We start from the raw sequence: 21248 nt of genomic DNA, 5'->3' as shown, positions 1-21248 counted from the left end.
CCATCTTAAATATTGTGTTCCAAAAGCGAACACCTTTATTATTGAGTACAAATTATAACATTGGCAAATAATCTACCTGTCCTCTGTGTCTCTGTGGTTAATTACACTTCGTTTCTGAATAGTCACCAATAATTATAGGTTCTTTGTTGGGAATTTTGACAATAATTTCGACAGTTCCACCTAAGGCGTTAACTACTTCGCGCAGTGTATTTAGCTCTAGATTTTGCTCTTGTTTAAGTTTAGGTACTATTGATTGCTGTACTTCAAGATACTTTGCCAATTCTGATAAAGATAAACCTAGTTTTTCCTGCAAATACTTAAGCGTAAGTTCCTCCAGATAAATTTGGGAAGCTCTTGCTTTAATAATTGCTTGTCGTTCTCCACAAAGTTTATTAAATTCTTCCGAGAAGTTGGTATATTCTTTCATGACTTTTCTTCCTTAAGTTTTTCCAGATATTTTTGATAACGTTGATCTGCTATAGGAATATTTTCTTTGTACCATCTTTTGTTACCTGACTTGTTCCCCCCAACAAGTAAAATTGCTTGTCGATGAGGATCAAAGGCAAATAAAACACGCCAAGGTTCACCTTTATACTGAATACGAAGCTCTTTCATATTCTTAAAAGAAGATCCTTCAATGGTATCAACTCGTGGTCTCCCCAGTGCTGGTCCAAGTTTCATCAATACAGTTAAAACAGCAAATACTTCATTTTGAAGTCCCTGTTCTTGTTGATAAAACCAGAACCTAAAATCTGGATCAAATATAATATTCCATTCCATAACTATAATATAGTCTGTACATAAAATAATGTCAAGCTTTCAGTTAAACATTCGGCTCTCTTGCCATCATCATTATAAATTATAACATCGGTGAATAATCTCTGTGTTCTTTGTGTCTCTGTGGTTAATTACCCTCGATAATCTCCGTACCTCGCTCCAACTCGAAAATGCTATGATAAAAGTAACCTATTATCACTAAGGAACCTTTAATCATGACTAACTTAAACAATCATTCAACCTCTAACACATCCGAAGAGCCTGAGTTATCAATGGAAGAACTCGATGCTAAATGGGATGCACTAGAAAATGACCCTGAATTTCGCAAAAAACCTTTTTGGCAAAGAATTGTTGAGATTGGTAAAGTTGTTCCCCAATCAGAATGGCGAAAACACTTACCTACAGACTTTGCGCGTAATTTTGAACACTATATGTACGGCGCACCGAGAGAAGATGAGGAAGAATGAGAACAATTTTCTTAGATACATCCTATTTACAGGCTCTTGCTGATTTTGGCGATAATCTTAATCCATTAGCTACAGCTATGACAGGACGACTCCGTAACTTTAGAGGTGTTACCAGTGAAATGGTTCTCACAGAATTACTCAATGCTTTATGCAGTAGAGGGGAATTTTTGCGTAAATCAGCTATTCGTCTAACTCATGATTTACGCAATGACAGCAAAACCATAATCATTCCCCAAACCAGTGAACAATTTCAGCAGGCTTTTGATTTTTATCAAAGACGATTAGATAAAGGTTACAGTTTAACTGATTGTGCTTCCATGCAGATTATGAGACAACTGGAAATCAATGAAATCTTAACCTTTGATAAGCATTTTCAGCAAGAAGGATTTAGCGCATTACTCAGAGAATAGTCACTAAACTTTACTTCACTTTAATTTTTTTCTCGCTTCATATAACCATTGTTCTTCCTCTGTATTAATTATCCTCCCTTCGGCTAAATTAAGACATTTACGCCAATTTTCCTGAGATAATTTCTTATCTTGTTTTTCTAAAAGTTGAGCATAAATACAAAAAGCAGCACCGGGATTGCGGATAAATTTCTGATAAGCTGGATTTTCAGCGATACCAATAGCAACTAAAAGATTAGGAACTGCATCTTCACTGCGATTTTGCTTAAATCTGGCCCAGCCTAGATTTTTATAAATACTATATTTTTGTACTGCTAAATTGCGTTTCTCCTCTTCAGTAAATTGGTCTAGTTTTTCATCTTTTTCTGCTAATAATCTCTTGGCTTTTTCCAGTAACTCTACTGCTTCTGCATTCTTATTATCGCGCAGATACCAATAAGCGAGATTATTATAAGCATCTATAAAACCACCTTTTGCCGCGATTAAATAGTGTTTTTTCGCATTAGTCAAATCCTGTAACTCTTCGTAAAGTGTTGCCAACTTATAATGAGCATCTAAATTATCTGGATCTAACTCAATCGCTTTTAAATACTTCTCTTCTGCTAAGGCTAAATTGGGAAGTTCTTGACTTGCTGGCGGAGGAGATTGTAAATGGCTTCCTTCTTGCTTATAAAACTCAGAAAACCAAGAGAAATTTAGATAAATTCCCAAGAGAAAAGCAAAGACTATTACTGTTACAGAAAACTGTATTTCTTCATACCAATGTTCAGCAATCCCAAGAAATTTCATTAACTTAACAAAACCCTTCTGGCGCGTCCGTGTGAGAGCATTTTCAGTTTGTAATAAAGAAATGAAAGTCGAAAAAATAACACCCCCTATTTCTGGCAAACCTGAACCACCACTAAGAAACCGAGTAGCAATCGTTCCGATTAATGTAAAATTAACCCCTAATAAAACCAGTTTACCGATTCTCCATAGCCAATCAAAGCGATTGCAAGGATGCAGAGATTCTCTACTTTCTAAATGCCACCACCAAGCCTGAGCAGACATAGGTAAAGTCTCCCGATATTCAGCTAAGTCAATAACTTGAGTAATTTTGTAACTCTTCTGTTTTAATCTATTATCTTGTTCGATTAATTTTGACCACATATCAACCGAAATTTCCGCCTCGGCTTCCATTCGTTTCTGAAGAGCATCTCTGGCGGTAATAATTTCTAAAGCCTGTGCTTTTTTCAGAGATTTATTATGAGAAGTATCTAAATAATTTAGAGCATTCTGGTAACGCTCTAAAGCAACTTGAAAGGGTGTCGGCACAGGTGCAGGAGAATTCATATTATACTAAATCCGTTGAGCATAGGTTACTTATAAGGACAGGCAAAAGGCAAGAGGCAAAAGGCAAAAGGGGGAATAAATAATCAGTTTTTAATAACCAGATTTAGTATTATACAATCCTAAAAGTTTAGTTTCTTTCACTGTTTGAGGGTAAAAAATACTCCAGCAAAACTGGCTGCTGATACTAAATCCTGTTTAAAAAGTATAGGAAAGTGGGAAGATGGGGCAAAAAACCAAAGAAACTAGGAACCATAGGTCCCTAATTCCTGTAGTATATGCCATTGTATCTAACGGGCTTGGAGAGACTCGAACTCCCGACCTTGTGGTCCGTAGCCACACGCTCTAATCCACTAAGCTACAAGCCCTTGTTTTTCTCAACAGTAAACTACTATAGCACAGGTTCATTCAATGACGCAAGAGGGTAAAGAAAAATTATCTCATCTCGACAGCCAAGGCGAGGCCCAGATGGTGGATGTATCGGAGAAAATGCCCACTAAACGCACTGCTATCGCCCTAGGACAAGTGAGAATGCTAAAAAAGACTTTTGAAGCCATAGAACAGGGAAATGCGCCTAAAGGTGACGTTTTAGGGACGGCCAGACTAGCGGGAATTATGGCGGCCAAACAAACTTCCTCCTTAATTCCCCTTTGCCATCCCTTACCCCTGCAAAAAATCAATGTTCAGATTATCCCGAAAGCAGAGTTACCCGGTTACGAAATTCGCGCAGAAGTGGTGACAAAATCGGAAACTGGGGTAGAAATGGAGGCTTTAACGGCGGTATCTGTGGCAGCCTTGACTTTATACGATATGGCTAAAGCGTTAGAAAAATCAATCCTGATTGAAAATATCCGTCTGCTGAGTAAAACAGGAGGAAAATCAGATTATCACAAGGATTCCCTGTTGCGATGAAAACTCTAAGTAGGGTTTGCGGCAAAAAGTTTTTCCTGGTGTCAGGGTGTGGGGTGTGGGGTGTGGGGTGTAGGGTGTGGGGTTGTACCAATTTTCAGGGAGTCAATTACCTAATTTTCGGGGAAAAAGTACCTGACTCCAATCGCTGGCACTTGTTGATTTCAAAAAAGCCTAAAGATATTATCCAAGAAGGTTTTTAGATTTATTCAGCAAACCCTAAGTAACCCCTTCTAACTTTTCATCGGTCAATTGATATAATTCCTGTAATTTCTCTAATTTGTCGGGGTCTGCTTGCCAAAAACCGCGACCCTGTGCTTCTAACATTCTACCGACAATATTACGGAAAGCTTCGGGATTAGCTTGACGCAATTTTTCCGCCATTTCTGCATCAAAAGCGTAGGTATCGGCTGCCTGATCATACACCCAATCGTCACTAAAATTAGCCGTACCGCCCCAACCAATTAAAGCGGTCATTCTTTGGGAGATTTCGTAGGCCCCACCGGAACCTTGATTAACCATGGCATTGGCCCATTTAGGATTGAGTAATTTACTGCGGTATTCTAAGCGCAAAACCTCCTCTAATTTGCGGGGAGTTGTATCATTGGAAAAACTCTCGACAAAACTTGTCATTACCCGTTTACCGCTTTGTTTTTCTGCGGCTAATTTTAATCCTCCCGTGTTGCCGTAGTATTCCTGAATATCGGTTAAACCGTATTCTACCGAGTCAATTTCTTGGATAATACTTTCACTGGTTTTTAATAACTGTTGTAGCACTTCTGGCCGCGCTTGTCCCTTATCTTGACGACCATAACTAAAAACATTACGCTTTTCCCAAGTTTTCGCTAATTCGTTGTCATTGTCCCAATTTCCTTCCACTACTTGGTCATTAACTAAAGAGCCAAAATCCCCAGCAGGATTGGAAAATAAACGAGCGCTGGCATTGTCAATCCCTTGACTTTTTAAGGCTAAATAGTGCTTACGGATATAATTATCATTTTCCGATTCTTCTATCTCAGCTGCCCGCTGCATTAAATCATCCAATAACTCGATAATATTGATAAAAGTATCGCGAAAAATTCCCGATAAATTAGCCAGAATATCGATGCGCGGGTGTCCAATTTCTCCTAGAGGTTTTAATTCATACCTGACAATTCTTCCTGTCCCCTCTTTGACTGGTTCCGCACCGACTAATTCTAAGAGAATACCCAGGGATTCACCCTTAGTTTTAATCACATCTAATCCCCAGAGTAAAACTGCTACAGTTTCGGGATATTTTCCTTTTTCGGTTAAGTTTTGTTGTAGCAGTTTTTTGGCGATTTCTCGTCCGCGCGTGTAGGCTGCGGGGGAAGGCATTCGGTAGGGATCCAAAGCGTGTATATTGCGTCCTGTGGGTAAAACTCCCGCACCATCCCGGAGTAAATCACCCCCCGGTGCCGGTGGTACATATTCCCCATTTAATCCCCGCAAAAGATTAGTTAATTCTTCGCTATTTTGTCCTAATAAATTTTTAATAGCAATGCCTTCTTTAAGCTTTTCATTGGTTGCTTCATCAGCGATAATTCGCTGAAATTCTCGCTCAGATAAATCGGTGAAATAAGCGTCAAGATAACCTTTTAATTCTTCCTGATTGGGAGCAGTTCCTAGAGTGTGTAAACCCGAAGAAAATAGTCTTTGTTCGACGATTTGTAGGTAATTATACACCTTGACAAAATAATCGGTTAGTGCATAGCGGCTAAATAATTTGGCATTTTCTAAAGTGAATTCTATTCCCTGTTTTTCTGCTTCCAGAAAAGGACAATCTTTAGAGATACCTGTATCAATAATCTTTTGCAGGATACTATCTCTTAAAGCGTAATTTTTCTCAGGATTTTCTCGAAACTCGGCAATCAAATCTCGTAAAATCATCAATTCTTTATATAATCCTGCTCGTCCGTAGGGAGGCACATTATGGGAAATTAACACCCCATAACCGCGACGTTTAGCTAGGATAGATTCCGAGGGATTATTAGCGGCATAAATATATAAATTCGGTAAATCTCCTAATAAAATATCTGACCAAGAATAACCAGTATTTCCTAGGGGTGAACCGGGCAGCCATTCGACAGTTCCGTGCATACCAAAATGAACGAGCGCATCGGTCTTAAAATCTTTTTGTAACCACTGATAAAAGGCCGCATACTGAGGGTGAGGAGTTAAATCTTTTTCAAACATTAACCGCATCGGATCCCCAGCAATTCCTAAAAGTGGTTGCACTCCAATCCAGATATTACCTAACTCAATTCCCCCTAAATGATACTGGTCGCCAATAGTTTTTATCCCCGCATCTTTCAGAGATTTCCAGTGTTTTTCAATGCGAGAAGTTAACAGATAACCCAGCCAATTTTCTAAAGTTTCTATCGATAAACGATTTTGTTTAGAGAGATTTTCATCATCGGCAAATTTAACTTTTTGAATAATTTCTTCCCCGTCTTCGGGAATTGTTCCCACATTATAACCCTGCGCTTGCAAAGCTTGTAAAAACTTAACTAAACTCCGGGGAACATTTAATAAAGCTGCCGTACCAACTGCCCCATAACCCGGGGGAAATCCATAAAGAATGATGGCTATTTTGCGTTCTTGCGGAGGGGTTTTATGTAACTTAATCCAACTATTTAAACGTCCAGTTAAACGCTGTAATCTTTCGGGGATTAAATAGATAGTTTCCCCGACTAATCCCCCCAGAGGAATTGTATCAATTGCCCCGTCTAATTCTGGTAAAGCGTATAAAACCACACTCTGTAAACCACCGATTCCCTGTCTTGTCCAAGAATAAATATCTTGAATTAATAAAGGGGCAGCGATAAGATAAGGAATATTTTTAGCGGACAGAATTCGTTTAGCCACTTCTACCTGTCTTCCTGCTTCCATAGAACCCGCAGGACCTCCCACCAAAGGAAAGCCAATCGTCGAGACAATTGCATCTACTGTCACCGCATCTTCACTTAAAGAAGGAGTTTCAATGATTCCTTTTTTTCTTTGCTGAATTTCGTAGTCTGTGGTTAACCAATCCCGAACAATTGTATGACCTTCCACTCCGTTAATAAACACGGGTAGGGGAATTAAATTAGCCGTTTCAAAATGACGGATTAATTGATTAATATAGGGTAGTTTACTGATAACGTGCTTCCGATAAAGCAGCAGCGCCACCACTGGTTTATCAAGGGATTTATTTTTTTTATACCAGGTCAAATATTCTTGGGGAGTGAGAAAATAACCCTGATAATCTGGGTGTAATAGTCCCTTATTGGGAGTTTCAATAACTTCGGGTATTTCCTGTACTTTTAATCCTAGATATTTTTGGGCAATTACCCAACACATAGCGGCAACATTTTCGGTTCCTCCCGCATTCCAATAACCGTAAATAATTAACCAATTACGCAAATCTTGAACTTTTTTAGCGGGAATAAATTTCAGCAGTTTCGGACCAGTTTTGAGGAAACTGAGATAACCAGCTAACTTATCTTCTTCCTTGCCACTGGAAAATTTACTCAAGATAAATTGAATTGGTTTTGGCATTCCTTTTGGTTTATCCCCGATGGCAAATTCTCCCAAACGGGTTAAACTCATTAACTCTAAAGCAGACTCAAAAACTAAGCGAATCGGAATCTCTGCCGCTCGTTGCCGCAGCCAAGTAACTTGATCGTAATCGAAGATCAAACTAGCAAAAAAAACGTCGGCAGTGGCTAAAGCTTGCTCGACTATTTCCGGTTCGCTAGTCAAGGATTTATCGCTGAATACTTTTACCTCTAAATCGGGACATTTAGAACTAGCCAACAGGCCCGATTGCCGATACAAATTACTGTTAAAGGTTTCAAAGCCAACAATTAAAACAATGCTTTTCATAAGAATATATTTTTAGACCAATCAGGGTGGGTTATCCTGCCTGAAAACACCCCCTGAAATGATCATAACGACAAACTAATAATAACTGCCGGATTTGCGATGATGGATAGCGGTTAAACCCTGGTGTAAAACCTTGCCTTTTTCTGCGATCGCATAAAGCAGCCAATGATCACCGCACTCCATTCGTTGTTCCACCCGACATTCCAGATAAGCGAGCGCTTCGGCCAGAATCGGCCCACCGTTCTCAGCTTTAGTGGTTTCGATATTAGCGAAACGATCTTCTCCGGGGGAAAAAGGTTTAAGAAAATGTTTCATTAAAGCCAAATGTTGACCTTCTTGGAGGATATTAAGGACAAAAGGCGTACCACTATAAAGCAGAGACTCGATCGCTCGTTCTTTCGCCACGGCAATAGTCAATCCGGGGGGGGTGAACGTCGCTTGCGACACCCAAGAGGCTAACATGGCGCCGCGCAATTCCCCCAATTCGCAGGTGACGATACAGAGAGAACCCACCAAACGGCCCAGAGCCTGCGATCGCCGATCGCTTTGGGATTGGTTAACATTAGTTTTCGGTTGTCTGCTTTTGCGAGCTTTTTTGACTGCTTGAGCGAAATCGGTTCCTGCTTCCTCACAGGTCTTTAAAATTGCCTCCGTGGGTTTAAATTTAACCCGAATTGGCTCAAAACCGAAGCGATAACCGCCATCCCGGAATTTACCTTCTAAAAGATCGACCGCTTCCCCACTCCAACCGTAGGAGCCAAAAACTCCCACCAGCTTGCTTTTATCGCCATTTGCTAGGGTAATCCCCAAGGCGGTTTGGATGGGAGTCGGTGCGTGTCCTCCCAAAGTGGGGGAACCAAAGATAAAACCGACACTTTTTTCGATCGCCGTTTTGATCTCGTCCGGTTCAGCGAACTCGGCATTAATCGCCGTGACTGCTACTCCCGCTTTCGTGATCCCCATGGCGATCGCTTGAGCGAGGGTGGTCGTGTTGCCGTAGGCACTGGCATAAATCAGGGCGATTGTCAACTCTTGATACTTTTGTACTGCCAACCATTGTTGATAGGAAAGGGTCAATTCGTGCATCGCGTAACGCACCAGAGGGCCGTGACCAACAGCATAAAATAAGGGCGATTTAGCGGCTAATTTCTCCAAAGCGTTGCTAATTTGGCTGGCATAGGGAGCCATGAGACAATCGAAATAATAACGCCGATCTTCGTTATAAACGCTCCAACCCTCATCAAAAATTTGGTCGCCACAAACGTGCGCTCCGAATAATTTATCGGTGTAGAGAATATCGGTTTTGCTGTCGTAGGTACAGAGTTGATCGGGAAATCTGGGGTTCGGAGTGGGTATAAATTCTAATTGATGGTTTGCTCCTAAATTTAATATTTCTTCCCCCTTGACAACCAACAGATTTAATGCTTCGGTTTCGAGAATTTTTTTCAGGGAAATTGCCCCCGGATTAGAACAAACAAAAGTGACTTGAGGCGCGATTTCTAAAAGTGCCTTGAGGGTGACGGCACGATTGGGGTTAACGTGACCGAGGATAATATAATCAATAGTTTTCGGATCGATTCTTTTAGTTAAAGCCTCTAAAAATATAGCCGAGAATGATTCCCCCGGTGGATCAAAAAGAGCGACTTTTTCACCTTTAATCAGATAACTATTGGCGGTAGTTCCCTTTTGTAATCCATATTCGATCTCGAATTTTAACCGGTCCCAAGTGCGGGAACGAAAGACAAAAGTATCGACGGCAATAGGTGCTACTTGTACATCTCTCGGTTTGACAATTGCATTATTCATAATCTTAGTTACCAGTTATCAGTTAAGTAGTCAATTAGTTAAGCGGCAACTTGAGGCTGTGATCATTTTTTACTAGGCAAGTTTGGCATCAAAGTCAACACTTGATTTTTGACTAAATACAGCCTTTTATCGCTGGGGACGAGTGGGGAAATTTATAGGTTATCTTGCCAGCCGGAAGGACATCAATATCTACAGTACACTATCTCTGGGAAGAAACCTAGCTTCTAGCAATTGGCTCGCGGGTAACGATACTCCTCTGGGGGGATTTGCCAGTCTATTGAGAAATTCTAAAGGGAACGTGATCCCCAGAAGCGAGGTGCTAGTCTGAGGGAAACCCTGCTATCTCCCTATCAGGCAAAGTTTTTATGAGCTATCAGCACTCGTCTTTTGACTGCACTAGCGCCAATTTTGAGAAAGCCGCTTTGACTCATTTTCGCGCTCTTGTGGCTTTTTTACCGGATAATTGCCGTGTTTACCGACAAACTTGGGAATTTTCTACGGTTCTCTGTCTCGATTTTCTAGCCTGTTTGCAGGGACTAGCAATCACTCGTCAAAATTTCGCCCATCTAGTTAATGTGACACAAGAACTCGGTTTAGGTCAAGCAATTATTTTGAAAGTAGGCAATAAAATCGTTGAGTGGCATCGTTTAACAGTCTAGAAAAAAATCGGCTCTCTGTGTTCTTTGTGTCTCTGTGGTTTATCTTTAACGCTGCTGACATAACCTAATAAAAAGGTAGATTGTCGGCTATTCTAGAACTGTTTAAGTTGAGAAAAAGCTCCGATAATTTGACCAAGGCTAATACCACCATCATTAGTGGGAACTGTTTGCTGCCAGTAGGGTTGAAATCCCGAAGCTTGTAAGCGATTAATTGTTCTTTCCGTCAGATAACGATTTTGAAAACAGCCTCCCGTCAGGAGAATTTTTTCTCTGCCTATTTTCTGAGCAATTTCTACAATAATCTCACTTAAACTATTATGAAATTTAGCGGCAATTATGCCGATTTGTACTTGTTTTTCTAAATCTTCAACAACTCCTAAAATTATCTGATTCCAATCAATAACTATGGGGGAGTCGGAGGATAAAGAAAAATGATAATACTCTTCCGTTTTAATGCCATCAAGGGCAAATTCTAACTGCATTGCTGCCTGTCCCTCAAAACTTAATTGATAACATAAACCTAGAATCGCCGCCACACCATCAAACAAACGCCCGACACTAGAAGTTAAAGGACAATTAATTTTTTTTGTTAACATTTGCCTAAAAATCGACCATTCCTGTTCACTAAAAGCTGATTTTATCCTATCAGTATTTTCCATAACTTCTAGTAATCCTAAAGCCACTCGTCTGGGTTCTTTAACCGCTTTTTCTCCTCCGGGTAATGGCCAGGGTTTAAAATGGGCGACTCGCTGCCAAGAATCGGCAGCAATATGGATAAATTCTCCCCCCCAAATTGTGCCGTCTAAACCGTATCCTGTTCCATCCCAAGCAACCCCTAAAACTGGAGGTTGTAGCTGATGTTCTGCCATGCAGGATAAAACGTGAGCGTAATGGTGTTGAATGGGAATAACGGGTAAATTTAAACTATAAGCGTACTTGGTTGCTAGATATTCAGGATGGGCATCACAGGCAATAACTTCGGGTGCAAACTCGTATAAATTTTTTAAACTATCGAGGATATTTTCAAAATGATTAACAGCATTAACTGTATCTAAATCGCCGATATGTTGACTAATAAAAACTTGATTTTTTTGGTAGATAGCCACGGTATTTTTAAAATAACTTCCCACGGCCAGAATCGGGGGGAAATCTCCCTCATTAACTTTAACGGGAAAGGGAGCATATCCCCGCGCTCGCCGCAAAATCATCGCTTTTCCCGCCATTTCCCTGATAATAGAGTCATCCACTGGTCGAACTATGGGACGATTATGAACTAGAAATAAATCGGCGATAGTTCCTAATTTTTCTAAAGCTTCTTTTTCCTCAATACAGATAGGTTCATCGGCTAGATTACCACTGGTTGCTACAATAGGAAAGCCTAATTCTGCTAATAAAAGATGATGTAGGGGAGTATAGGGTAACATGACTCCTAGATAGGGATTACCCGGAGAAACGGCAGCAGAAAGATAATTTTTTCTTTGTTTGATCAGGACGATTGCCGCAGCAGGAGACTGCAATAATTGCGATTCTAAAGAAGATACATAACCATGCTTTTTCACTAACTCAAGATTAGGATACATCACGGCAAAAGGTTTATCCAGTCGCTGTTTACGTTGTCGCAATTTTTGCACTGCTTCCGTATTTCTTGCATCGACAACTAGGTGAAATCCTCCTAATCCTTTGATCGCTATAATTTTTCCCTGTTGAATTGCTCTAGCAGTGGCTATTAAAGCCTGATCTTTTTCCGCTAATACAGAGCCTTGACTGTCTAAAAGACTAATTTTGGGTCCGCAACTAGGACAGGCATTCGGTTGGGCATGAAAACGGCGATCCAGAGGGTTTTCGTATTCCCTTTGACATTCGGGACACTGATTAAAACCCCTCATAGTTGTGGCACTGCGATCATAGGGTAAACTCTCGATAATACTGTAGCGAGGACCGCAGTTAGTGCAGTTAGTAAAAGGATAGCGATAACGACGATTATTCGGGTCAAAAATATCGGCTAAACAATCGGGACAAGTGGCTAAATCGGGCAGAACAATTGTATTTTTTTCACCGCCGCTGCTATGACGTATGCTAAAGTTTTGATAACCGACAGGATTTAACCATTGAGTCTCAATATTTTCAATTAGCGATCGAGGTGGTTTTTCTAAAGATAATCGAGTCAAAAAAGTTTCTAGTTTGTCTCGATTGCCCTCAACTTCAATAAAAACTCCCGCTGCTGTATTATTCACCCAACCAGTTAGGTTTAATTCCGTTGCTAATCGATAAACAAAAGGACGAAAACCGACCCCTTGTACTGCTCCGCGCACAATTAAAGCTAATCGCTGATCCGATTGAATGCTCTGATTATTCATAAATAATTTAACGGGGAAATCATCAAATTCATCCCTGATTACTTTTCCCGTTATACTAAACTTTCACTAATCACCCGACAGCATTCTTCCACACTGGTCCTTTTTTCCATAGCTATCACTAAAGCTTGATAGGCAGTCTGTTGTTTTTCTAAAAGAGTTTTTGCCTGTAATAAACTCCAGCGCTCTTTTTGGGCATAATTATTCTCAGGAACCCCCGCTAATTTTAAGGCCGATTGCAGATAAAATCGATCGCTTTCTCCCCCCTCCGCTTTACCATAAACTAAGGTTTCGGCAGCAATTCCCGCCATCCACACCGTAGAAATTCGCTCTAAAAAAGCAGGAAAATCGGTAAAGTTCTTGACTTTTTGCTCTAAATCTGCTAGGTCAAATTGAACGCCGCCGACTCCCTCCTGGCCTTGACGAAAGGCTTCCCAAGCGGTCAAACTATAACTGGCGATCGGAATGCCTAAAATATAAGCGGTGAGAAAATGTCCGGCTTCGTGGTGAATAACTCTTTGACGGTGTTTACTGGGAGAAAGAGCATCCAGTAGTAAAGTCACGCCTCGGTTATTAAAGGTGAGAGTATCAACGGTAACTAATCCCAAGAGGCTAAAAGTAGCTAAAGCGGGGACAAAAGGCGAAATAGACAGCAAAGGGGTGACAAATACGGAAAGAGTGATCGAAAAAACGGTAATCGCGATCAGATTTAAAGCTGTCTGTTCCATAAAAATTAATAAAAATATACAAATGCTTAATACTATGTTACATTGCCTAGTTTTATTTTCCCCGAATTAACCAACCAATTACCCCACCCACAAAAGCAGTCACAATCGATATACCGATCTGTTTCCAGTTTTTTACCTCCCCAATTTTTTCAGCTAAATCGGGAATTTTTCCCACGGATGCCTCGATGAGTTGCACTCTTTCATTTAAACCGGTGATTTTTGCGTCTAAAGTCCTGATTTCTCCCTTAATTTCCGTCTGTCCTATCTCTAAGACCTGAATTTCTCTTTTGATCTCTCCGATGCTATTCTCGATCGCTTTTTGTCCATTCTCCAGAGAGGTTAAACGAGTTTCGATCGCTTTTTGTCCACTCTCCAGAGAGGTTAAACGAGTTTCGATCGCTTTTTGTCCATTCTCCAGAGAGGTTAAACGAGTTTCGATCGCTTTTTGTCCATTCTCCAGAGAGGTTAAACGAGTTTCGATCGCTTTTTGTCCATTGATAATCAAATCTTCTAACCTTTTTAGGTCATTTTCCGTAAAAGCCGTCATCAGCTAAACTCCTAATAGATTAATTTTTTCTCGTCTTGAGATTGAGTTGATCGTTGACTAATTTAATTATGGAGTCAAAATCAAGCTGTTCCCCACTGATAGTTCTAGGTTCGACACAGCAATAGGGATTTAGGGTGATAGGGAAATTTCCGCTAAATCCCCCATCTCCCCACTTCCCTTTACCATAAATGAATATTATTGTTTTCCACTATGGATAACTTTTATTGATGAATATTGATCGCACTATCCAAGAGGCAATAGGGATTTAGGGTGATAGGGAAATTTCCGCTAAATCCCCCATCTCCCCACTTCCCCACTTCCCCACTTCCCTTTCCCATAAATAAATATTATTGTTTTCCTGTATGGATAACTTTTCTTGATGAATATTGATCGCACTATCCAACTAGCTCATCAATTAGCGGACGCGTCTGGAGAGATTATCCGGCGCTATTTTCGGCAGCCTCATCTAGAAACCGAAACAAAACTCGATCAAGTTTCCTCAATAGTAACAATCGCCGATCAAGAAGCTGAGGAGGCGATGGTGGCGATTATTCGGCGAGAATTGCCTGAAGATGGGGTTATTAGGGAAGAAGGAGCCAATATTCCTTCCCAAAGTGGTCGTTATTGGGTATTGGATCCGATCGATGGCACATCCTCTTTTGTCAAGGGATTGCCGATTTTTGGGACTTTAATCGGCCTAGTGGCAGAAAATCAACCGATTTTAGGAATTGTCGATCAACCGATTTTAGGCGATCGCTGGTTAGGAGTGAAGGGAAAAGGGAGTCTTTATAATAACCAGATGATTGTTAATCCCTACTGTCAAGATCAAGAACTTGCCTTAAAAAATGCCTGTTTAGCCTCCACCACTCCCTTAATGTTTATCACAGAACGACAACAAGCGATCGCTCGTCAGCTGCAAAGCGTCTGTAAACGTACCGCTTTTGGGGGTGATTGTTATAACTATATGATGTTAGCCACTGGCTGCACTGCCATGCCGATGGTAATCCTAGAATCAGACCTGAAATACTACGATTTTTGTGCTTTAATCCCGATTATTGAAGGTGCGGGCGGAATAATTAGCGATTGGTCTGGTAATCCCCTACAAGCTGATTCTAGCGAAGTTTTAGCCGTCTCTAATTCGGGTTTATGGCGGCAGGTTTTAGAACAAATCAGCAGAGTGGGTTAGTGCGAATAGCAAGATAATTAATCAACAGCTAACCCACCCCTGCGACAATTAAACGGTGGCTAATTGAGGTTGGGGACGTTTGCTGTTACGGATACCTTCGATCGCTGCTGCGTAATCAGGGGCATTAAATACCGCCGAACCTGCTACGATCGCATTAGCACCCGCTTCGAGAACTTGCCAAGTATTAGCTGGTTTTAAGCCGCCATCCACTTCAATCCAGGGATCCAAGCCTTTTTCATCGCAGATTTGACGTAATTGACGGATTTTGGGGACAACTTCCGGGATAAAACTCTGGCCACCAAAACCGGGGTTAACGCTCATAATTAGGACTAAATCGCACAAATGCAGCACATATTCGATTAAATCTAAGGGAGTGGAGGGATTTAACACCACACCCGCTTGTTTACCGAGTTCGCGAATTTGGCAAAGAGTACGATGGAGGTGGGGAGAAGCATTATGTTCAGCGTGAACAGAAATAATGTCAGCACCCGCTTTCGCAAAGTCAGCCACATATTTTTCTGGTTCCACGATCATTAAATGCACATCTAAAGGTTTTTTCGTATAGGGACGAATAGCGGAGACAATCAGGGGTCCAATGGTGATATTCGGGACAAAACGACCATCCATCACATCAACGTGAATCCAATCGGCTCCTGCCTTATCCACAGCCTCGATATCGGCTCCTAATTTACTAAAATCCGCCGATAGGATCGAGGGAGAGACAACGATCGACTTCGAGCTTCCGTTTTGGGTCATGGCTAACTATAGAATTTCGTGTTTATATTTTCGTAACAATCTTATCAGCAATCAGTGATCAGTGATCAGTGATCAGGAGTCAGGAGACAGGAGATTATTTTTATTTATTCTCCCCACACCCTACACCCTACACCCTACACCCCACACCCCACACCCTACACCCCACACCCCACACCCCACAACCCACACCCCACACCCTACACCCCACACCCCTCCGCATCCGGCATAGAAGCATAGGTTTATGTAATTGTCAATATAGATTTACGAACTTTTTTGTCGAAACTGGATCATAAACTTTAAAAATAGGCATGATGGGAATAGTTGGGATCGAGGGGGTGGAAAGATAGATAAACTGGTGGCTCTGTAGTTATATATACTTAGCTATCTCAGAAATTTACGCTACCCTAGATTTAGGGTTCTTTACATTTTGTTACTTACCATCCGTAAGAAAACTTAGTTCACGTACCCTATTTTCTCAGAAAAGAATCTTAAAAAAGTGTTAAGGTTTTATACTTGAGGAGTGTTATCAGGAGGAAAATTGTGTTTAAACGACTTGCAGAACAGCATCGCCAACTGGTCAAAGACTTAGTCATGGATTTACAGGCTTTAGCGATCGCCTTAGAAAATCAAGGTTATCTAGCATCTTGCTACACCTGTGGCGGTCAAATGAATAGCGCATCTTTTATGGTGGGATTGGGTGAAACCCATCTAATTCGGTTTCTCGTGTCCGATTACGGCATCACTTGGACAGAAATGCGCGATGATCGAGAGTTAATGAAACTCGAAGGCGCGGAAGCCATCAGCCAACTACAGGAATTAGCCAATCTGATTAAATATCAAATTCCGCCGGCGGAATTTATTGACAAAAAACCCTCCTCCGTGCTGCAACGGTTAGAGACGGTTTAACTGGAGATGTGACCTAGACTTGTATGTTTAGGGAGCTTTTTTCCCTAAGCTTTCAGCCAACTGTTAGCTAGATAAGCCATTCGTTTCATCTCTTTTCGTCCCCGGGAGACGGAATCGAGGATCATGCCAGAGGTCAAACCTAAAAAGGCTAAAAGCATGATCGAGGCCGATAAAATAGCGGTGGGAAAACGTGGCACTAAGCCGGTTTCGAGGTATTCAAACAGGATGGGAATCGCTAAGAGAAGGGAAATAACCGCTAAAATTAGCGAGACAAGGCTAAAAAAGAGAAAAGGACGAATTTCTTTAAAAAGTAGGATAGCGGTTCCCAATACCCGCCAGCCATCTTGAAAGGTTTTTAACTTACTTTGGGAACCTTCGGGACGTTCCCCGTAGAGGGTTGGTTCTTCAGCGAAGGGAATTTTTAATTCTAAAGTGTGGATAGTTAACTCGGTTTCAATCTCGAAACCATTGGACAAAGCGGGAAAAGATTTGACGAAACGACGGGAAAAGACACGATAACCAGAGAGCATATCGATTAAACGCGCTCCAAACAGAAATTTAACGAATCCTGTTAAAAATAGATTACCAGCGCGATGACCCCGGCGATAAGCCTGGGAGGATTTTACCGCTTCCCGACGCGCACCGACCACCATATCCAATTGTTCCCGCAGCATTCGTTCAATTAAGCGTCGTACTGCCGCAATTTCGTAGGTATCATCACCATCGATGAGAATATAGATATCCGCTTCGATATCGGCAAACATCCGCCGGACAACATTGCCTTTTCCCGGTTGGGTTTCCTGACGCACGATCGCCCCCGCTTTCAGGGCCTCGGTCACGGTATCATCGCTAGAGCGGTTGTTATAAACATAAATTGCCGCTTCTGGCAGAAAAGTTTGGAATTGGGAGACAACTTTAGCAATCGTTAGTTCTTCGTTGTGACAGGGAATAATCGCAGCGATACGGTAGTTTTGCAAGGAAATCGGCGGAATAGCGGTCATTTCGATCATAGCTGAGGACAACGTTTAATGATGGTTAGGGGGGTGTCTTGGCGTTGGACGGCGTGAACAATGGGACAATGGGGGAAAGCTTGGAAATAATCGTATCGGGATAAACCCATGTAATAATCGGGTTCGGGAGCTTTTCCCCAAGCAAAGTCATCTCGATAGATTATCGTAAAGTTTCGTTGGTGATTCTCTACCATTTCCGCCGCAAATATCGGACCGGCAACCACAATGGTAGAGTTAGCGGCGGCATTTTGATTAAGCCATTCCATCCCCTCCTTGAGACTTAATCCCCAGTAATCGGTTTCCTGTTGACCTTGGACCGCTTTTAAGCCTCCGTAGGCGCGATTATAGTAGGTGTATTCGTAGGGATGCAGACTGATCATGTCATAGACAATGACGCTAAAGTTGAGGATTAGCAGGGTCGTTAGAAAGATTTTTATTGACTTTCGCTTGAGTTTATGATATGTCCAAATAATGGCCGTAGATGCGATCGCTGCTAGGGCGGGAATGACAAATAAAAAGTGACGGATGCCGTCGTAGAGAGTGGATTGACGCAGGATAGCAAAGGTGGGCAGTAAAAACGCTTGCAGTAGGGTGATTATGGCGCAAGCACGCTGGCTTGGCGTTAATTTGGTCATTTTTGTCAAAATCCCCATTACACCCAATAGGACGGCGATTTGCAGGAGGACGGGGGTGGTGAGGGAAAATAGCCGGGGTAGATAGTACCAAGGCAAGGAACGACCGGGGATATTTTGACCGTCAAAGAGAACCGTATTATCCCAGATGTTATACTTCGACATGAGGGTTATCGCTTCGATAAACCAAGTAATCGGGTTTCTCCAAGCAGCAGGATAGACTATATAGGTGGTTATTGCCCAAAAAAGTATAATAACTGCGTATAGGGGCAGAAAACGCCAGACGGTTTTTGGGAGGGTTTTGATATCCCAACGGGCCACTAGATGGGCGAAGATGAGATAAAAGAGGATAAAAAAGCCACCGATGCGAATTCCGGTGATTAAACCAGCGAGAATCCCGTAGAGGCAAGAATAAACGGTTAAACGGTTAAATCCTAGTTTAATAGCCTTATTTTCGGACTGAAAATATTTATCTAGTAATAGGGAACCAGCGAAGGTTCCGAGGGTAAACATGGCTGCAAAGGGAATATCTTTGGGATTAAAGAAGGTATGACCCCAAAAAGCGGGAAATAGGGCTAAAATTAGCGCACCTAACCAAGCGGATTCGATTCCTGCTAGGATAGCGACGATTCCCACCACCGATAGATAGGCAATCAGGGAAAAAAGAAAGGTGACGACGTGCTTAACCCGGGTTATTTGCCAGATCCTCGATAGCCATTTATCCTTATCAGTGGGATTGGGAGGAAGATTGGGGGTAGCAGGGAAAAATTTTTCTTTGCTCTCGTAGATGAGCTGGGAGATGTAGTTAAAATAAAAGCCGTAATGACGGGACATTTCTGATATGGGCTTGTTTTCTCGGATATATTCGAGATTATGATTGACCATATCCACTTCGATCGGTTCGTCCCAAGTGATACCATAGTTTCCGACTACCGATAAACCAATTATCGCCAGAACTAGGATGACCGATAGAATTTTTAGATAAGCTTGCTTGACCGAGATTAACCCTTTTTCGGACTTCATGGGCGATCGAGTCAGTATGGTGGGCAACTTTATCACCTTAGTATATCAAAATTTGGTCAACTCGCCTAAGGACGTTTTTGGGAGTTAAAAGTTTCCGTTTGTATTTGTTAGCCAAACATGGTATATCAAGTAAAAAGCTATCAGCTAAAAGTCCGACTCGTCCCAGAGCTACTAATTAGTCTAATGGCACAAAAACGGGTTAGTTTTCTCGTCAAATTCACCAGAATTATTGATTAAGTTATGACATTATTAAAACGGTTCAACCTGACTCATCCCCTCCTCTGGGCAGTAGTTTATTTTATCGGACTAGGGATTTTATCAGTTATCTTAGGTCAAGATGTTAGCTGGGATTTACGCAATTATCATTTTTATAATCCCTATATGTTATTAACGGGACGTTTTAAGTATGATGTCCTCCCAGCACAGATACAAACTTTCTTTAATCCTTTGATGGATGTTCCTTTTTTTGTTGCTATCTATTACCTAAAACTACCTCCGGTGGTGGTTGGGTTTTTCTTGGGAGGATTTCACGGTTTAAATCAGTGGTTAGTTCATTTAATCACTTATCACTCCTTTGATAAGGTTTGCGAAAGATACAAGATAACTTTAAGCATAGCGGCAGCGATTACCAGTATTTTTGGCGCAGCCTATATTTCCGAATTAGGAACCAGTATCGGAGATAGTACCAGCAGTGTTTTTGTTTTGGCAGGATTATTTTTGATTATCGCTTGTCTTGGTCGTAATCAACCAGTTAAGCTTAAAACGATAATTTTCGCAGGATTGCTTTTAGGACTAGCAACGGGACTAAAATTGACCACGGCACTGTATAGTATCAGTTTAATCGTGGCGATTAGTTTTTTAACCAATACCATCAAAGAAAAGCTGCGTAATCTTCTGACTTTAATTCTCTCTATGGCTGTGGGTTTTTCCCTGACGATGGGTTATTGGATAATCCTGATGTGGACTAATTTTGCTAATCCCCTTTTTCCCTTTTTCAACAAAATTTTTCAATCTCCCTACATCGAAACAGATTTTAACCTGCAAGATACCCGGTTTTTACCGAAAGATGTTTGGCAATTTTTATTTTATCCCTTTTATTTTGTGCAGGAACAAACCCTAGTGGCTGAGGTAAAATTTAAAGAGACTCGTTTTGCCATTGCCTATCTTTTAATTGTCATTCTTCTGGGAGTGATTATTTATCAGTACACCTCTCGCCGTTCTCTAGAGCAAAAAAATAATTTAGTCCATGTACCCATTCTCGGATTTCTATTACCTTTTTATTGTAGTGCCTATCTGATCTGGTTAAAGGGTTTTTCTATCTATCGTTACTTGATAGTTTTAGAGTTAATTACACCAGTTTTAATTATCCTGATCATTGCCTATCTTTATCCTCATAAAAGGACAGTTTTTATAATCTCAATCGCTATTTTTGCCTTAATTGCCGCTACAGTCAAACCCTTAGACTGGTGGAGAATGGGATGGTCAGATAATTACTTTGGTATCGATAGTCAAGCATTAAAACCCTACGAAAATTCCACGATTGTTATGTGGGGAGATGAAGGAACGGGTTATCTAGTTCCCCATTTTCCCGCTTCGACTCGTTTTGTGCGATTGCGAGGAAATATGGGAGTTAGTGAGGGAACTTTAATGCGAAAAAATGCTGAAAAGTTTATCGCAGAAACCCCCGTGGGTAATCTCTATATTCTGATGACTGACTTTAATAGCAAATCTCCAGAGCTAGGGAAGGATTTAGCTAAAGAAAATCTAGAGATTGACTTCCAAAATTGTCAACCCTTTTCCAGTAAAATTGAAAAGTATAATCTCTGTCCTCTCCAAAAAGAGTAATTAGTACGGAAAAGCTATTCTC

At 41.3% G+C, this 21248-nt stretch carries 18 protein-coding genes and 1 tRNA gene; 7 read left to right on the top strand and 12 right to left on the bottom strand.

The window, feature by feature from the left end; all coding sequences use genetic code 11:
• Window positions 1–97: 97 nt before the first annotated feature.
• Window positions 98–427, bottom strand: coding sequence for a helix-turn-helix transcriptional regulator (locus tag ACQY1X_RS16395; RefSeq protein WP_125731189.1), 330 nt, complete (start codon window positions 425–427; stop codon window positions 98–100).
• Entirely contained in the window at window positions 424–780 is a 357-nt protein-coding gene (locus tag ACQY1X_RS16390; RefSeq protein ID WP_072926009.1) for a type II toxin-antitoxin system RelE/ParE family toxin, read from the bottom strand. Before ACQY1X_RS16390 ends, ACQY1X_RS16395 begins: the two co-directional genes overlap by 4 nt.
• A gap of 212 nt (window positions 781–992) precedes the next feature.
• Between ACQY1X_RS16390 and ACQY1X_RS16385 the strand changes: the two genes are divergently transcribed.
• Both ACQY1X_RS16385 and ACQY1X_RS16380 read left to right on the top strand, forming a co-directional pair.
• A complete protein-coding gene (locus ACQY1X_RS16385; RefSeq protein ID WP_024970586.1) occupies window positions 993–1244 on the top strand; it encodes a hypothetical protein in 252 nt (83 codons plus the stop codon).
• Complete coding sequence (locus ACQY1X_RS16380) at window positions 1241–1654, top strand: type II toxin-antitoxin system VapC family toxin (RefSeq protein WP_002754808.1); 414 nt, start codon at window positions 1241–1243, stop codon at window positions 1652–1654. Before ACQY1X_RS16385 ends, ACQY1X_RS16380 begins: the two co-directional genes overlap by 4 nt.
• Window positions 1655–1669: 15 nt before the next feature.
• Here the strand turns inward: ACQY1X_RS16380 and ACQY1X_RS16375 are convergent, their stop codons facing one another.
• Window positions 1670–2983, bottom strand: a complete 1314-nt coding sequence (locus ACQY1X_RS16375) for a tetratricopeptide repeat protein (protein ID WP_430014893.1) — start codon at window positions 2981–2983, stop codon at window positions 1670–1672.
• 291 nt (window positions 2984–3274) lie between these two features.
• Window positions 3275–3348 (bottom strand) — tRNA-Arg (locus ACQY1X_RS16370).
• Between the two features lie 43 nt (window positions 3349–3391).
• Here ACQY1X_RS16370 and moaC point away from each other — a divergent pair.
• Window positions 3392–3892 (top strand): cyclic pyranopterin monophosphate synthase MoaC, encoded by a 501-nt coding sequence (gene moaC, locus ACQY1X_RS16365; protein WP_430013147.1) that lies wholly within the window; start codon window positions 3392–3394, stop codon window positions 3890–3892.
• Between the two features lie 216 nt (window positions 3893–4108).
• On the opposite strand, the gene bchH is transcribed toward moaC, so the two are convergent.
• Both bchH and ACQY1X_RS16355 read right to left on the bottom strand, forming a co-directional pair.
• Entirely contained in the window at window positions 4109–7774 is a 3666-nt protein-coding gene (gene bchH / locus ACQY1X_RS16360; RefSeq protein ID WP_430014892.1) for a magnesium chelatase subunit H, read from the bottom strand.
• A gap of 75 nt (window positions 7775–7849) precedes the next feature.
• Entirely contained in the window at window positions 7850–9580 is a 1731-nt protein-coding gene (locus ACQY1X_RS16355; protein ID WP_016514758.1) for a diflavin flavoprotein, read from the bottom strand.
• A 365-nt stretch (window positions 9581–9945) separates the two neighbouring features.
• Between ACQY1X_RS16355 and ACQY1X_RS16350 the strand changes: the two genes are divergently transcribed.
• On the top strand, window positions 9946–10239 hold the full coding sequence (locus ACQY1X_RS16350; RefSeq protein ID WP_061431498.1) for a hypothetical protein: 294 nt from the start codon (window positions 9946–9948) through the stop codon (window positions 10237–10239).
• 92 nt (window positions 10240–10331) lie between these two features.
• Here ACQY1X_RS16350 and hypF read toward each other — a convergent pair whose 3' ends face one another.
• From hypF to ACQY1X_RS16335, 3 genes are read right to left on the bottom strand one after another with little or no spacing between them, the layout of a single operon-like run.
• Window positions 10332–12596, bottom strand: a complete 2265-nt coding sequence (gene hypF, locus ACQY1X_RS16345; RefSeq protein ID WP_430014891.1) for a carbamoyltransferase HypF — start codon at window positions 12594–12596, stop codon at window positions 10332–10334.
• Window positions 12597–12646: 50 nt separating this feature from the next.
• Window positions 12647–13321, bottom strand: coding sequence for a hypothetical protein (locus tag ACQY1X_RS16340; RefSeq protein WP_002737425.1), 675 nt, complete (start codon window positions 13319–13321; stop codon window positions 12647–12649).
• 52 nt (window positions 13322–13373) lie between these two features.
• On the bottom strand, window positions 13374–13868 hold the full coding sequence (locus tag ACQY1X_RS16335; RefSeq protein WP_430014890.1) for a hypothetical protein: 495 nt from the start codon (window positions 13866–13868) through the stop codon (window positions 13374–13376).
• Between the two features lie 379 nt (window positions 13869–14247).
• On the opposite strand from ACQY1X_RS16335, the gene hisN reads away from it, so the two are divergent.
• Window positions 14248–15054 (top strand): histidinol-phosphatase, encoded by an 807-nt coding sequence (gene hisN / locus ACQY1X_RS16330; protein WP_002738086.1) that lies wholly within the window; start codon window positions 14248–14250, stop codon window positions 15052–15054.
• A gap of 48 nt (window positions 15055–15102) precedes the next feature.
• Here the strand turns inward: hisN and rpe are convergent, their stop codons facing one another.
• Entirely contained in the window at window positions 15103–15810 is a 708-nt protein-coding gene (gene rpe / locus ACQY1X_RS16325; protein ID WP_002736739.1) for a ribulose-phosphate 3-epimerase, read from the bottom strand.
• A 540-nt stretch (window positions 15811–16350) separates the two neighbouring features.
• Here rpe and ACQY1X_RS16320 point away from each other — a divergent pair.
• A complete protein-coding gene (locus tag ACQY1X_RS16320) occupies window positions 16351–16716 on the top strand; it encodes a DUF1815 family protein (protein WP_002737496.1) in 366 nt (121 codons plus the stop codon).
• Window positions 16717–16760: 44 nt separating this feature from the next.
• Here the strand turns inward: ACQY1X_RS16320 and ACQY1X_RS16315 are convergent, their stop codons facing one another.
• Window positions 16761–17726, bottom strand: a complete 966-nt coding sequence (locus tag ACQY1X_RS16315; RefSeq protein WP_430014889.1) for a glycosyltransferase family 2 protein — start codon at window positions 17724–17726, stop codon at window positions 16761–16763.
• A complete protein-coding gene (locus tag ACQY1X_RS16310) occupies window positions 17723–19381 on the bottom strand; it encodes a hypothetical protein (protein ID WP_430014888.1) in 1659 nt (552 codons plus the stop codon). The genes ACQY1X_RS16315 and ACQY1X_RS16310 overlap by 4 nt, the downstream gene beginning before the upstream one ends.
• A 240-nt stretch (window positions 19382–19621) precedes the next feature.
• On the opposite strand from ACQY1X_RS16310, the gene ACQY1X_RS16305 reads away from it, so the two are divergent.
• On the top strand, window positions 19622–21226 hold the full coding sequence (locus ACQY1X_RS16305) for a glycosyltransferase 87 family protein (RefSeq protein WP_002774344.1): 1605 nt from the start codon (window positions 19622–19624) through the stop codon (window positions 21224–21226).
• Window positions 21227–21248: the final 22 nt, after the last annotated feature.

The sequence above is a fragment of the Microcystis protocystis FBCC-A270 genome (assembly GCF_050500235.1).
Lineage (GTDB): Bacteria > Cyanobacteriota > Cyanobacteriia > Cyanobacteriales > Microcystaceae > Microcystis > Microcystis ichthyoblabe_A.
Note: the sequence above shows the minus strand (reverse complement) of the source record. Positions and strands in the feature narration are given on the sequence as shown.

What these genes read in the sequence shown, in the direction of transcription:
- ACQY1X_RS16395 (WP_125731189.1), bottom strand. Translation starts at nt 427, where the DNA reads ATGAAAGAATATACCAACTTCTCGGAAGAATTTAATAAACTTTGTGGA.
- ACQY1X_RS16390 (WP_072926009.1), bottom strand. Translation starts at nt 780, where the DNA reads ATGGAATGGAATATTATATTTGATCCAGATTTTAGGTTCTGGTTTTAT.
- ACQY1X_RS16385 (WP_024970586.1), top strand. Translation starts at nt 993, where the DNA reads ATGACTAACTTAAACAATCATTCAACCTCTAACACATCCGAAGAGCCT.
- ACQY1X_RS16380 (WP_002754808.1), top strand. Translation starts at nt 1,241, where the DNA reads ATGAGAACAATTTTCTTAGATACATCCTATTTACAGGCTCTTGCTGAT.
- ACQY1X_RS16375 (WP_430014893.1), bottom strand. Translation starts at nt 2,983, where the DNA reads ATGAATTCTCCTGCACCTGTGCCGACACCCTTTCAAGTTGCTTTAGAG.
- moaC (WP_430013147.1), top strand. Translation starts at nt 3,392, where the DNA reads ATGACGCAAGAGGGTAAAGAAAAATTATCTCATCTCGACAGCCAAGGC.
- bchH (WP_430014892.1), bottom strand. Translation starts at nt 7,774, where the DNA reads ATGAAAAGCATTGTTTTAATTGTTGGCTTTGAAACCTTTAACAGTAAT.
- ACQY1X_RS16355 (WP_016514758.1), bottom strand. Translation starts at nt 9,580, where the DNA reads ATGAATAATGCAATTGTCAAACCGAGAGATGTACAAGTAGCACCTATT.
- ACQY1X_RS16350 (WP_061431498.1), top strand. Translation starts at nt 9,946, where the DNA reads ATGAGCTATCAGCACTCGTCTTTTGACTGCACTAGCGCCAATTTTGAG.
- hypF (WP_430014891.1), bottom strand. Translation starts at nt 12,596, where the DNA reads ATGAATAATCAGAGCATTCAATCGGATCAGCGATTAGCTTTAATTGTG.
- ACQY1X_RS16340 (WP_002737425.1), bottom strand. Translation starts at nt 13,321, where the DNA reads ATGGAACAGACAGCTTTAAATCTGATCGCGATTACCGTTTTTTCGATC.
- ACQY1X_RS16335 (WP_430014890.1), bottom strand. Translation starts at nt 13,868, where the DNA reads ATGACGGCTTTTACGGAAAATGACCTAAAAAGGTTAGAAGATTTGATT.
- hisN (WP_002738086.1), top strand. Translation starts at nt 14,248, where the DNA reads ATGAATATTGATCGCACTATCCAACTAGCTCATCAATTAGCGGACGCG.
- rpe (WP_002736739.1), bottom strand. Translation starts at nt 15,810, where the DNA reads ATGACCCAAAACGGAAGCTCGAAGTCGATCGTTGTCTCTCCCTCGATC.
- ACQY1X_RS16315 (WP_430014889.1), bottom strand. Translation starts at nt 17,726, where the DNA reads ATGATCGAAATGACCGCTATTCCGCCGATTTCCTTGCAAAACTACCGT.
- ACQY1X_RS16310 (WP_430014888.1), bottom strand. Translation starts at nt 19,381, where the DNA reads ATGAAGTCCGAAAAAGGGTTAATCTCGGTCAAGCAAGCTTATCTAAAA.
- ACQY1X_RS16305 (WP_002774344.1), top strand. Translation starts at nt 19,622, where the DNA reads ATGACATTATTAAAACGGTTCAACCTGACTCATCCCCTCCTCTGGGCA.